General features: G+C 67.2%; 14 protein-coding genes, 1 other RNA gene and 1 pseudogene. 3 read left to right on the forward strand and 13 right to left on the reverse strand.

The window, feature by feature from the left end; all coding sequences use genetic code 11:
- The first annotated feature begins 18 nt into the window (after window positions 1-18).
- Window positions 19-660 carry a glutathione S-transferase N-terminal domain-containing protein gene (locus JQ639_RS20395; RefSeq protein WP_211968092.1) on the forward strand — a complete coding sequence of 214 codons (642 nt, stop codon included), beginning with the start codon at window positions 19-21 and terminating at the stop codon, window positions 658-660.
- Between the two features lie 72 nt (window positions 661-732).
- Here JQ639_RS20395 and JQ639_RS20400 read toward each other — a convergent pair whose 3' ends face one another.
- Together JQ639_RS20400 and JQ639_RS20405 are read right to left on the reverse strand one after the other, a co-directional pair.
- Window positions 733-1296, reverse strand: a complete 564-nt coding sequence (locus JQ639_RS20400) for a TetR/AcrR family transcriptional regulator (RefSeq protein WP_211968093.1) — start codon at window positions 1294-1296, stop codon at window positions 733-735.
- 20 nt (window positions 1297-1316) lie between these two features.
- Entirely contained in the window at window positions 1317-1784 is a 468-nt protein-coding gene (locus JQ639_RS20405; protein WP_211968094.1) for a nuclear transport factor 2 family protein, read from the reverse strand.
- A gap of 123 nt (window positions 1785-1907) precedes the next feature.
- Here JQ639_RS20405 and JQ639_RS20410 point away from each other — a divergent pair, with 123 nt between their 5' ends.
- Window positions 1908-2327, forward strand: a complete 420-nt coding sequence (locus JQ639_RS20410; protein WP_211968095.1) for a GFA family protein — start codon at window positions 1908-1910, stop codon at window positions 2325-2327.
- On the opposite strand, the gene ybgC is transcribed toward JQ639_RS20410, so the two are convergent.
- The 8 genes from ybgC to JQ639_RS20450 form a co-directional block, all read right to left on the reverse strand.
- Window positions 2309-2770, reverse strand: coding sequence for a tol-pal system-associated acyl-CoA thioesterase (gene ybgC / locus JQ639_RS20415; RefSeq protein ID WP_211968096.1), 462 nt, complete (start codon window positions 2768-2770; stop codon window positions 2309-2311). The genes JQ639_RS20410 and ybgC overlap by 19 nt on opposite strands.
- Complete coding sequence (locus tag JQ639_RS20420; protein ID WP_211968097.1) at window positions 2763-3176, reverse strand: NUDIX hydrolase; 414 nt, start codon at window positions 3174-3176, stop codon at window positions 2763-2765. The genes ybgC and JQ639_RS20420 overlap by 8 nt, the downstream gene beginning before the upstream one ends.
- A complete protein-coding gene (ruvB, locus tag JQ639_RS20425) occupies window positions 3173-4219 on the reverse strand; it encodes a Holliday junction branch migration DNA helicase RuvB (RefSeq protein WP_211968098.1) in 1047 nt (348 codons plus the stop codon). Before ruvB ends, JQ639_RS20420 begins: the two co-directional genes overlap by 4 nt.
- Window positions 4216-4629: a cytidine deaminase gene (locus tag JQ639_RS20430; RefSeq protein WP_211968522.1), complete on the reverse strand. Its 414-nt coding sequence runs from the start codon at window positions 4627-4629 to the stop codon at window positions 4216-4218. Before JQ639_RS20430 ends, ruvB begins: the two co-directional genes overlap by 4 nt.
- Before the next feature lie 22 nt (window positions 4630-4651).
- Window positions 4652-5269 carry a Holliday junction branch migration protein RuvA gene (ruvA, locus tag JQ639_RS20435; protein ID WP_211968099.1) on the reverse strand — a complete coding sequence of 206 codons (618 nt, stop codon included), beginning with the start codon at window positions 5267-5269 and terminating at the stop codon, window positions 4652-4654.
- Window positions 5266-5775: a crossover junction endodeoxyribonuclease RuvC gene (gene ruvC / locus JQ639_RS20440; RefSeq protein WP_211968100.1), complete on the reverse strand. Its 510-nt coding sequence runs from the start codon at window positions 5773-5775 to the stop codon at window positions 5266-5268. The genes ruvA and ruvC overlap by 4 nt, the downstream gene beginning before the upstream one ends.
- A gap of 37 nt (window positions 5776-5812) precedes the next feature.
- On the reverse strand, window positions 5813-7186 hold the full coding sequence (mgtE, locus tag JQ639_RS20445) for a magnesium transporter (RefSeq protein ID WP_211968101.1): 1374 nt from the start codon (window positions 7184-7186) through the stop codon (window positions 5813-5815).
- A gap of 250 nt (window positions 7187-7436) precedes the next feature.
- On the reverse strand, window positions 7437-8183 hold the full coding sequence (locus JQ639_RS20450) for a YebC/PmpR family DNA-binding transcriptional regulator (RefSeq protein ID WP_211968102.1): 747 nt from the start codon (window positions 8181-8183) through the stop codon (window positions 7437-7439).
- 290 nt (window positions 8184-8473) lie between these two features.
- Here JQ639_RS20450 and JQ639_RS20455 point away from each other — a divergent pair.
- Window positions 8474-10236, forward strand: a pseudogene (locus JQ639_RS20455) (methyl-accepting chemotaxis protein).
- Window positions 10237-10438: 202 nt separating this feature from the next.
- Here the strand turns inward: JQ639_RS20455 and JQ639_RS20465 are convergent.
- The 3 genes from JQ639_RS20465 to ssrS form a co-directional block, all read right to left on the reverse strand.
- Window positions 10439-11260: a TIGR00282 family metallophosphoesterase gene (locus tag JQ639_RS20465; protein WP_211968105.1), complete on the reverse strand. Its 822-nt coding sequence runs from the start codon at window positions 11258-11260 to the stop codon at window positions 10439-10441.
- Between the two features lies 1 nt (window position 11261).
- Window positions 11262-11846, reverse strand: a complete 585-nt coding sequence (locus JQ639_RS20470) for a 5-formyltetrahydrofolate cyclo-ligase (protein WP_211968106.1) — start codon at window positions 11844-11846, stop codon at window positions 11262-11264.
- A gap of 175 nt (window positions 11847-12021) precedes the next feature.
- Window positions 12022-12183: non-coding RNA, 6S RNA (ssrS, locus tag JQ639_RS20475), on the reverse strand.
- Window positions 12184-12358: the final 175 nt, after the last annotated feature.

Consider the following 12358-nt stretch of genomic DNA (forward strand, 5'->3'; position numbering starts at 1 on the left):
TCTCCAGGGAGATATGTCATGGACCTTTATTTTTCGCCCCTCGCCTGCTCGATGGCGACGCGCATCGCGCTCTACGAGGCCGGCGCCGATGCCGCCTATGTCGAGGTCGATCCGAAGTCGAAGCAGGTGCTGCGTGACGGCTCGGACTTCACCGCCGTCAACCCGCTCGGCCTCGTGCCGACGCTGCGCACCGACGACGGCGTGGTGCTGACCGAGAACGCCGCGATCCTGCAATATGTCGCCGACCGCTTTCCAGATGCGCGGATCTCGGCCGCGGATGCCAAGGAGCGTTCCCGTCTGCAGCAATGGCTGTGCTTCATCGGCACCGAACTGCACAAGGGCCTGTTCGTGCCGCTGCTCGACCGCAAGGCGCCGGCGGAAGTGCACGCCTATACGCTGAAGAGATATCTGTCGCGGCTCGATTACCTCAACGGCTATCTCGACGGCCGCGAATTCGTGCTCGACCATTTCAGCGTCGCCGACGCCTATCTCGCCACCGTGCTGAACTGGAGCATGGCAACGCCGATGATCGACTTCAAGGCGTATCCCGCGGTCACGGCATATCTGACACGCATGCGCGCGCGACCAAGCATTGCCCGCGCCATGGCCGAGGAGATCGAGCTCTACAAGGCCGAAATTGCCCGTCACAAGGCGGCCTGAAGCACCGGCGGTTCTGCCGCCGCTATTTGCGACATCGACTGCGCGGCGTTGCGCCTCCCCGGGCGCACGCTGCTATGGTTTAGCCAGTACCTGCGCCCGAACCGTGGCCAGCGCCCGCGTGAACACCCTGGTGTCGTCGAGCGCACGCGTCAGCACAAGCGCGCCCTGGATCGCCAGCACCGCCTGCTCTGCCATGTGGCGCGCCGCAGCCTTGTCATGGCCGAGACGACGAAGGGAATGCGCCAGCGCATCGATCCAGCCGGTGAAATAGGTCTTCACCGCATCCGCAAACAGGTCTCGCGCTGCGCCGAGCGCAACCACCCCGACCAGGCAGACACGCTGGCCGGAGCGGAAATAGCTGTCGACAGCGGCGAACATCGCGGCAATGCCCGCCGCGGGATCGGCCGCGCTGCGCAGCGGCGCATAGATGTGGTCGGTGAACCAGAGGTCGATGGAGGCCAGCACCTCCTGTGCCATCTGCTCCTTCCCGCCGGGAAAGAAGTTGTACAGGCTGCCCTTGCCGAGCCCCGTGGCCTCGGTGATCAGCGCCAGTGTCGCACCCTCGTAGCCATGGGCGCGAAACACCTCCGCCAGTTGCGGCACCACCTCGGCCCGGTCCGCGATCGCTTTCGCCATCGTTCCTCTCGTCGCGCCTCTCAATCCGGCGTGTCGCCGAGCCCCGCCACATCGGCCGGGCGCGGCCCCGGCGCCGCCCAGTGGAAGCGGCGCTCATCCGCGCCGATCACGACATCATTGATGCTTGCCTCCCGCCGCCGCATCAAGCCGGCGTCGTCGAACTCCCACTGCTCGTTGCCGTAGGAGCGATGCCACTGCCCGGCCGCATCGCGCCACTCGTACTGGAAGCGCACGGCGATGTGGTTGCCGTCGAACGCCCACAGATCCTTGATCAGGCGGTAGTCGAGTTCCTTCGCCCACTTGCGCGTCAGGAAATCGACGATGGCCGCCCGGCCGACCAGGAACTCGGAGCGGTTACGCCAGCGGCTGTCTTCCGTGTAGGCCAGCGAGACCCGCTGGGGATCACGCGAGTTCCAGGCATCTTCGGCCATGCGCACCTTCTGGATGGCGGTATCGCGGGTGAATGGCGGCAGCGGCGGACGCGACATAGGGACCTCCTGAGGCTTTGTATCGATTGGTACATCACCTTGTACCAATCGGTACAAGCCGTCAAGCATATTCCGCCAGGCCTGCAATCCGTCTATGGAGTGGCCGCAACATGGAGATTGCCGATGACCGAACGTGTGGCGGCATGCGCCTGCGGCCAATTGCAGATCCGCTGCACCGGCGAACCGACACTGGTGCCGCTGTGCCACTGCGCGCAGTGCCAGCGCCGCACCGGCAGCCCGTTCGGGGTCGGCGCCTTCTTCGACGCGGCCGCAACCGCGATCAGCGGCACATCGCGCCGCTGGCAGCGCGTGGCCGACAGCGGCCATCCGGTCACGTTCCATTTCTGTGAGACGTGCGGCTCAAGCGTGTATTGGCACGCGGCCAAACTGCCCGGCTGCATCGGCGTCGCGGTCGGCTGCTTCGCCGACCCGCAATTTCCGATGCCGACGCTGGAAGCCTATGGCGGGCAACGCCATGCGTGGGTCGCGGATCTCACGAGCTGTACAGCGGTCGAGCCGCCGACTCAGGCCCCGGCGTCCTGATCGGCCTTCATGGCGATGCGCAGCGCTTTCGGGATCGGCCGTGCGCGGCCGCCGGACACGAAGGCGACTTTCACTTTCGCTTCGACCAGAATCTCATCCCCGCGCTTGACCTGCTGCGCGAGCGTGATCGAGGCGCCTCTGACATCGACCGGGGTCGTCGAGACCTCCAGCAGGTCGTCCATCCGCGCGGGGCGCAGATAGTCGATCTGCATGGCGCGCACCACGAACGCGAAGCCCGGCGCCTCGGCCTCGGCAGCGGCGAACAGCGCATGCTGGTCGGCGCCGAGCAGACGCAGATAGTTGGTGCGGCCGCGCTCCATGAAGCGCAGGTAGTTGGCGTGGTAGACGATGCCGGTGAAATCCGTGTCCTCGTAATAGACACGGATCGCCATGAGATGACTGCCATCGACGATACGGCCGTCCAGCGACAGGGCGTCAACCATGGCCGGCCGCCTGTCTGGCCGCGAGCGGCAGTACGTGGTCGCGCGTCAGCGGCGCGATGCAGATGTCCGGCGGCGACGCCGGATCGACCCAGATCATGTCGGCGATCTCGGCACGCGGCGCGATCGCGCCGCTGACCGCTGCGGCATAGACCGCAGCGCGCACCCGCCAACCCGGCTCGTTGGCGGAGACGGCCTCGAAATCGCCGAGCGAATGCGCCGATCCAGCCACGAGCGTGCAGCCGAGTTCTTCGTCGAGCTCGCGTGCCAGCGCCGTGATGTCATCCTCGCCGGCATCGCGCTTGCCGCCCGGCTGCATGAATGCCTCCGTGCCACGCTTGCGCACCAGCAGCACGCGCCCGTCTGCATCGCGGATCAGCGCGGCAACCACCTCCACCGTCAGTGTCATGTGTCGTCGTCCGTGTTGAACAGGCCGAACTGCGACGGATCGCGCGACGGCTCGGCGATGCCGAGATGACGGAAGGCGTGGGACGTCAAGAGCCGGCCGCGCGGTGTGCGCTGGATCAGGCCGCACTGGATCAGGTAGGGCTCGATGATGTCCTCGATGGCGTCGCGCGGCTCCGACAGCGCCGCCGCCATGGTCTCGACGCCCACAGGACCGCCGCCATAGTTGAGCGCGATGGTGCTGAGGTAGCGGCGGTCCATCACATCGAGCCCGGCGGCATCGACCTCGAGCGCGGCGAGCGCCCGATCGGCGATGGCGCGGTCGACCGCGGTCGCGTCGGCGACGGAGGCGAAGTCGCGCACGCGGCGCAGCAGACGGCCGGCGATACGCGGCGTGCCGCGCGAGCGCCGCGCGATCTCGTTGGCGCCATCCGGCGTCATGCCGAGCCCGAGCACACGGGCGCCGCGCACCACGATCTTCTCCAGCTCGTCGATGGTGTAGAAATTCAGCCGCACCGGAATGCCGAAGCGATCGCGCAGCGGATTGGTCAGAAGGCCGGCACGGGTCGTCGCGCCGACCAGCGTGAACTTCGACAGGTCGATCTTCACCGAGCGCGCCGCCGGGCCCTCGCCGATGATCAGGTCGAGCTGGAAATCCTCCATTGCCGGATAGAGCACTTCCTCCACCGCCGGGTTGAGACGATGGATCTCGTCGATGAACAATACGTCGCGCTCTTCGAGATTGGTGAGCAGCGCCGCGAGGTCCCCCGCCTTGGCGATCACCGGCCCGGAGGTGGCGCGAAAACCGACGCCGAGCTCGCGGGCGACGATCTGCGCCAGCGTGGTCTTGCCGAGGCCGGGCGGCCCGACGAACAGCACGTGGTCGAGCGCTTCGCCGCGCTTGCGCGCGGCATCGATGAACACCTGGAGATTGGCGCGCGCCTGCGCCTGCCCGACGAAGTCGGACAGCATCTGCGGCCGCAGCGCGGTGTCACCGATATCGTCGGTGCGGCGCTCCGGTGTGATCAGGCGGTTGTCGACGCTCACTCGCTCCCCCGGCGGTACTTGTTCGGCAGCAATTCGCCCACGGTGGTCACCGTCGGGCCGCCCTTGCCGGGCACGATGACCCGCGCCCCGGCGTCGTAATCGTGGATCAGCTCGCGGCAGATGCCGCATGGCGACACGACGGCGATACTGCCGGGTTCATCTGGCTTGGGATGGCGCACCGCGACGATGGTCTCGATGCCGTGGTCGCCGGTCTCGGTGATGGCGCGGCCGATCGCGATCGCCTCGGCGCACACGGCGATGCGGCCGATATAGGCATCGATGTTGACACCGGTGACGATGCGGCCGTCGCGCGTACGCATCGCCGCGCCGACCTCCTGCCAGTCGTTGCGATAACGGCTGCTGATCGCCTCGGTCGCCGCGGCGATCAGTTCCTTGTCTTGCTCGCTCAGGCCGGACACGTGATACGCTCCTTCACTTCGACAGCTCCTTCAGCCCGAGGCGAATGAGCTGCGCCGTTTCTGCGCCCTCGCCGGCGCTGCGGACGGCGGTGGCGACGGCCGCAGCCGCCTGTGGCTGGCCATACCCCAGGTTGACCAGCGCCGAGATCGCGTCCGCGACCGGCCGCGGCGCGTTGCGGTCCTCGATCGCACCGGACAGCTGCACCACCGCCGGATCGACCGAGGCGATCGCCGGCGCCTTGTCCTTGAGCTCGGTCACGATGCGCTCGGCAACCTTGGGGCCGACGCCGGGGGTGCGCGCCACCGCCGCCTTGTCGCGCAGCGCAATGGCATTTGCGAGGTCCGACGGCGGCAACGTGCTGAGCACCGCGAGCGCCACCTTGGCGCCGACGCCCTGCACGGTCTGCAGCAGGCGGAACCACTCGCGCTCGAGATCGGAGCGGAAGCCGAACAGCTTGATCTGGTCTTCCCGCACATAGGTCTCGATCGACAGCACAGCCGCCTCGCCCGCCCCCGGCAACGCCTGCAGGGTGCGCGAGGCGCAATGAACCTGATAGCCGACCCCGCCGACATCGAGGATGACGTAGTCGTCGCCGTAGGAATCGATCACGCCCTTGAGCTTGCCGATCATGACGCCGCCATCCGGAGCACGATCGACTGGCGATGATGCGCATGGGTGATCGCGATGGCGAGCGCGTCGGCGGCGTCCGCGGTCTTCGGCGTCGCCTTCGGCAGCAGGATGCCGAGCATGACGCGGATCTGATTCTTGTCGGCATGGCCGGCGCCGACCACGGTCTTCTTGACGAGGTTCGGGGCGTACTCGGCCACCGACAGGCCGAACCGCGCCGGCGTCAGCATGGCGACACCGCGTGCCTGGCCGAGCTTGAGCGTCGCCGAGCCGTCCTTGTTGACGAAGGTCTGTTCCACCGCGGCTTCCGCCGGGCTGTAATCGCCGAGCACCTTGGCGAGGCCGTCGTGGATGCCCATCAGGCGCTCCGCCAGCGGCAGGGTATCGGCCGGCTCGATCGAGCCGCAACCGATATAGATCAGGCGGTTGCCATCGCTTTCAATCACCCCCCAGCCGGTGCGGCGGAGGCCGGGATCGATGCCGAGAATACGAATCGCGCGTGAAGTCATGCCCTATGATAGCCCAAACCGCCGCAGGGGCGCGACCTTACAGCAGCGTTCCGCGGAGGATCACCAGGGCGACGCTGAAATAGATCATCAGCCCGGTGACGTCGACCAGGGTGGCGACAAACGGGGCGGAGGCGCTCGCCGGGTCGAACCCGACACGCTGCAGGGCGAATGGCAGCATCGATCCGGCCACCGAGCCGAACGTGACGACGCCGATCAGCGCGGCACCGACCGTAAGCGCGACCAGCACCCAGTGCTCGCCATAGTCGTAGAAACCGAGCTTCTGCCACAGCACGATGCGGAAGATGCCGATCACGCCCAGCATGGTGCCGAGAATGATTCCGGTCGGCAATTCGCGAACCGCGACACGCCACCAGTCGGACAGCCTGACGTCGTGGAGCGCCAGCGAGCGGATCAGCAGCGAGGTCGCCTGCGAGCCGGAATTGCCGCCCGAGCTCATGATCAGCGGGATGAACAGCGTCAGCACGAGGGCCTTTTCCAGCTCGCCCTCGAAATACTGCATGGCGCTGGCGGTGAGCATTTCGCTGACGAACAGCAGGCACAGCCAGACACCGCGCTTGCGGATCATGTCCATCAGGCCGATCTGCATGTACGGCTCCTCGGTGGCCTCCATGCCGCCGAACTTCTGCACGTCCTCGGTGCTCTCCTCGATGATCGCGTCCATGATGTCGTCGAAGGTGACGATGCCGCGGATATGGCCGGCCTTGTCGACCACCGGGACTGCGAGCAGGTCGTACTTGGTGATCAGCCGTGCGACGTCCTCGCGGTCGGTAAGCGGCGTCGTGGTGATCGGCGAGCGCTCCGCCGCCAGGGTGAGAATGTTGGCGGTCGGCTCGCCGGAGATCAGTCGCCGCAGGCTGACCGCACCGACGAGACGGCGGGACAGCGGGTCGAGCACATAGATCGCATAGACCGTCTCGCGGGTGCGCTCGACCTGGCGAATGTGCTGCAGCGTCTGCTCGACCGACCAATTCGCGGGCACGCTGACGAACTCGGTCGTCATCATGCTGCCCGCGGTATTCTCCGGGTACTCCATCAGGCCGGCGATGGTCGAGCGCGACGCCTCGTCGAGCCCCTGCATCAGTTCCGACCGCGCCGGATCCTCGAGCTGCTGGACGATGTCCGCGGCCATGTCGCTGGACATGCCGGCGAGCAGCGGGATCGCGACCGGCCGCGGCAGCGCCTCGACGATCTCCGCGCCGAACAGCAATTCGGGCTTGTCCAGGATGCCGACCGCGCGGTCGGCAGGCAACAGCGCCAGCACCTCGGCCGCCTCGGTCGGGGTCAGTTGGTTGAGCACCTCGACGTTGTCGGCGACGTCCGCGTGCGGCAGCCGCGCGGCGATGGTCGCGGCATCGAAGACGTCATCGGAGATGGCGTGGGTATCCGTCATGGCTCACCTTGTCGAACCGCCGGCAGCGGCGGGGTCGGTGAGCTCAGGGAAGTGCTCTCAGACCACCAGGGCCGCAGCCGGCAATGTACGTGGACTGTCGCTTGGCATGGTTGAAGGGATCCGATGGTGCGGGACCGACCGCGATCAATCGCCGCATGTTGCTGACATGATCTTTCGGCACGCAGGCGTCAAGCCAAAAAAAGGGGAAGGCACAGCCTCCCCCATTCGTCCTCGGCGATGGTGCGCGGGATCAGCCGCCCATCTTGGCGACCAGCGCGTCCGAGATTTCGAAGTTGGCGTAGACGTTCTGGACGTCGTCGTGCTCGTTGAGCGAATCCATCAGCTTGAGCAGCTTCTCGCCGGTCTCGTCGTCCACCGCCACGGTGTTCTGCGGCTTCCAGGTCAGCGCCGCCTTGCGCGGCTCGCCGAACTTCGCTTCCAGGCTCTTGGCGACCTGCTGGAACGAATCCGGCGCGGCATAGACCTCGTGGCCGCCCTCGCCCGACACGACGTCGTCGGCGCCGGCGTCGATCGCCGCCTCGAGCATGGCATCGGCGGACGCCACCGTGGCCGCGAATTCGATGATGCCGACGCGGTCGAACATGAACGACACCGCGCCGGTCTCGGCGAGGTTGCCGCCGGACTTGGTGAAGTAGGAGCGGATATCGGAGGCGGCCCGATTGCGGTTGTCGGTCAGCGCCTCGACAATGACGGCGACGCCGCCGGGGCCATAGCCCTCGTAGCGGATCTCGTCGTAGTTCTCGCCGTCGCTGCCCGCCGCCTTCTTGATGGCGCGTTCGATGTTGTCCTTGGGCATGTTCTCGCCGCGCGCGGCGATCACGGCCGCCCGCAGGCGCGGGTTCATCGCCGGGTCGGGGGTGCCGAGCTTGGCGGCAACGGTGATTTCACGCGCCAGCTTGCCGAACAGCTTGGACTTCTGTGCGTCCTGCCGCCCCTTGCGGTGCATGATGTTCTTGAATTGGGAATGTCCGGCCATGCGGGAGTCTCTCTGACTGGGCGCTGCGTCCTGTCCGTCGGCACACCGCAGGTCAGCGGTTCCCCGGATGCCCCAAGGGCGGATTCGGGGGCTCGAGCCTGGCCCGGCGCGCGGCGGATTCGGCCGCGGGTTATAGGCTCGGGTTGGCGGAAAATCAAAAAAACCTCGCGGTTTAGGGTAGCCGGATAGGGAAACGCTGCAATATCCCGCCAATTCCGCACCGGTTAACCCGGCGGTTACGGGGCGATGCAATGGTGTCCATTAACCATCATTCGTGCCGGTGGACTCCCATGGTTTTTGCTTTGTTCCGGAAGGCGGCCGCCGAGGCGCCTCCGATGAAGGCGGCCGTCGAGAGCGATCAGGGGGCACCGCCGCAGGATGCGGCCGCCCCCCCTGCCGAAGACAATCCCGCGGCCCAGATCCTCGAACTGCTCGATGTCGAGCTGCAAGCGATGATCCGCCAGCTCGAGCGCGCGGCCGCCTCGGTGGCGGGCGGCGCCCGTTCCACCGCCGAGACGCTGGCAGACATCCGTCGCCGGACGGAAGCCCTGACCGGCCGTGCCGGCGAGGCCCGCTCCACCGCGGCGACCTTTTCGGAGGCCGCCGACAAGTTCACGGAATCGGCCGGCGGCATCGGCGCGCAGGTGCGTGACGCAGGCCAGCTCGCCGACGACGCCGCCGCCGCGGCCCGCGAGGCCAGCCTCAATGTCGACCGCCTGCGCGACTCCTCGGCCGCCATCGGCAATGTCGTCAACCTGATCGCCACCATCGCCAAGCAGACCACTCTCCTGGCGCTGAACTCGACCATCGAAGCGGCACGGGCCGGGGAGGCCGGCCGCGGCTTCGCCGTCGTCGCTTCGGAGGTGAAGGCGCTGGCGGTACAGACCCAGAGCGCCACCGAGGAAATCCGTCAGAAGATCGACGCCCTGCAGCAGGATGCGGCGACCTCGATCGCCGCCGTGCACCGCATCTCCGATGCCATCGCCGCGATCCGCCCGGTGTTCAGCCATGTCAACGGCGCGGTCGCCGAGCAAAGCGCGACCACCGGCGAGATGGCGCGCAATGCCGCCGCGACCACGAGCTTCATCGCCGCCGTCGGCGACAGCGCCGGGGATATCGACAGTGCGACACGCGAGGCCGAGGCCCATGGCGGCGCGGTGGCGCAGGCCGGACAAAGCGTCACCACACTGGTGGACAAGCTCAAGGCACGGTGCGCAGTGCTGCTGCAGCGAAGCGACATGACGCGGGTACGCAGCGAAGAGCGGCTGCCCTGCCATTTGCCCGTGACGCTGCGGACGACCTCGGGCGAGATCGGCGGCAGCATCTATGAGGTTTCGCGCCAGCGAATACTGGTCGAGGGGCCGGGGCTTGCGGCACGGCCGGTCGGCGAGACACTGACGACTGTGAGCGGCGCGCTCGGCGACTGCCGCCTGCGCATCGCCGAACATACCGATCTCGGCACAGTCATGACGTTCGTGAACCCTGGTGCCGCGCAGCTTGAGACGATCGAAGACCTGCTGTTTGCCATTCACCTGAAAACACCGAGTGCGTGGCCCGGGCGATGGATGCCGCGGCGCGGATCGGCTCGCTGTTCGAGAGAGCCATCGCCCGCGGCGAGATCGGCGCCGCCGACCTGTTCGATACCGATTACCAGCCGATCGCCGGCACCAATCCGGAGCAGGTACGCGCGCGTTATCTCGCATGGGCGGAAACCGTGCTGCCGCCGATCCAGGACGGGTTGCTCGCGGCCACGCCCGGCCTGACATTTGCCGTCGCGGTCGATCGGAACGGCTACCTGCCGGTGCACAACAAGGCCTATTCGCAGCCGCAGCGCCCGGCCGATGTGGCGTGGAACACCGCCAACTGCCGCAACCGCCGCATCTTCGACGATCCCGTGGGCCTCGCTGCCGGGCGCAGCACCCGCGCCTATCTGGTGCAGAGCTACGCCCGCGACATGGGCAACGGCCTCAAGGTGCGGATGCGCGAGATCGACGTGCCAATCCGTGTCGGCGGCGGCCACTGGGGCGGCTTCCGCACCGCCTACAAACTCTGATCGCGCGCCGCCGCCACACGTGTGAGATTCCGGGTCTGGCCCCGCGGGCCATCCCGGAACGACGCTTCGGTCCAGATTTTCGGGTGGAGTTTATTTGCGGGTCATTCCGGGGCGTCGCGCAGCGACGAACCCGGAATCTCGGCATACGCAGCCTGTCCCGGACATTCCGGATTGGTAGCGTCGGGAAAGATACTCGCGATGTTCAGGACCAGAACGACGGCGAGGTCTGCTCGAGGCGGCCACCAAGCCGCACCGGCGCGATCCGCGTCGCAAGGCCTGTCTTGTCGTCGGTCTCGATGGCGACGCCGCTCAGCGTCGCCGGGCCGAACGCCGGCTCGAACCGCGCCGACGGGATGCCGCTGAGGAAGCGCTGCAGCGGCTCTTCCTTCTGCATGCCGATGACGGAATCGTAGTCGCCGGTCATGCCGGCATCGGTCATGTAGGCGGTGCCGCCATTGAGGATCTGGTGATCAGCCGTCGGAATATGGGTGTGGGTGCCGACCACGAGACTGACACGACCGTCGCAGAAATGGCCCATGGCCTGCTTCTCGCTCGACGCCTCGCCATGGAAGTCGACGATGATCGCATCCGCCGCCTCGCGCAGCGGACAGGCCTCGAGCTCGCGATCGATGGCGCGGAATGGATCGTTGAGCGGCTCCATGAAGATTCGGCCCATGGCGTTGATCACCAGCGCCCGCCGGCCATCCTTGGTCTCGATCAGCGCGGCGCCGCGCCCGGGCGTGCGGCGCGGAAAATTCAGCGGCCGGATCAGCCGCGGCGCGCGCTCGATGAAGACCAGCGCTTCTTTCTGATTCCAGGCATGGTTGCCGAGCGTCACGGCATCGGCGCCGGCATCGATGAAGTCCTGGTAGATCGCCTCGGTGATGCCAAAGCCGCCCGCCGCGTTCTCGCCATTGACGACGACAAGGTCCAGCTTCCAGTCGCGGACCAGCCCGGGGAGACGGTCGGTGATCGCTGTGCGGCCGGTCTTGCCGACCACGTCGCCGATGAAAAGAATCCGCAAGTCAGTGTCTCCGCGTCTCGATGGTCTCGTGCTCGGTAACAATATAGTCGAGCGGAACATCGTGCGGCAATGCAGGAACCCGGTCCACCTGCTGTATCGCGAACGCAACGCCGACAGTGATCAGCTCGACGCCATGCGCACGCAGGCCCGCAAGCGTGCGGTCGTAATGGCCGGCGCCATAGCCGATGCGGTGACCTGAGCGGTCGAATGCGGCCAGCGGCACCAGCACGATCTGGGGATCACGCAACGCAGCGCCCGCTGCCGGCTCGAGGATGCCAAGGCCGCCGCGCACCAGCGCGTCGCCCGGCCGCCACTGCCGGAACAGCAACGGCGCGTCGCGCGCGACCACCACCGGCAACACCAGTTGCCCCCCCTGCGCGGCAAGTGCCCGCATCAGTGGCTGCGGATCGAGCTCGCTGCGGATCGGCATATAGCCGGCCACCACCTGTCCCCGCTCAATGGCGAACGGCAGGGGCCGCACGGCAAGCGCCGCAGCGGCCGCATCGCGCTGCGCCGACGGCAACCCGTCGCGGCGCGCCAGCGCGGCCCGCCGCAGCTCGACCTTGGCCTGACCAGCATTCTCCATGAACCGGATGTCCCTCACGGCTGCCCGCAATGCCGGGGCCGCCGACGATCAGCCATGACGTTCGGTGTGGCGCAAGGACAAACTGTCCGGCCGGCGCGGGATGGCCATCGGGGCATCACGCCGCGCCCGCCGGCCTCAGGCCGGCGGTGCAATCCGGCAGTGAAGGATAGAGAAGTGCGAAGCCACGGTAACCGTTGAAGCGCTCGATCCCGGAGTTCCCTACGAAAGTAGGTGGGCGCCATATGGCCAGGCCCACGGGCCTGGCCAGGGACAGCTCCCGGAAGGATCGATAAGGCCCCGGGGATATTATGGCTCCTGACGAGAGACGCAGCCTCGCAGGACCAATGTAGCGATGATTGTGCGCCATCGCCACCCATCCGACGCGAACTTTCCAGGAATCACCCAAACAATTTGACGGGCGATGATGCCGCAGCCAGCACCATCCGCCCGCGGTGCCACTCCCGACGGGGCGATCCGGGCAACGCCTCTCGTCCAAAGAAATGACGGTCTCA

Source organism: Bradyrhizobium sp. U87765 SZCCT0048 (assembly GCF_018131225.1).
GTDB lineage: Bacteria > Pseudomonadota > Alphaproteobacteria > Rhizobiales > Xanthobacteraceae > Bradyrhizobium_A.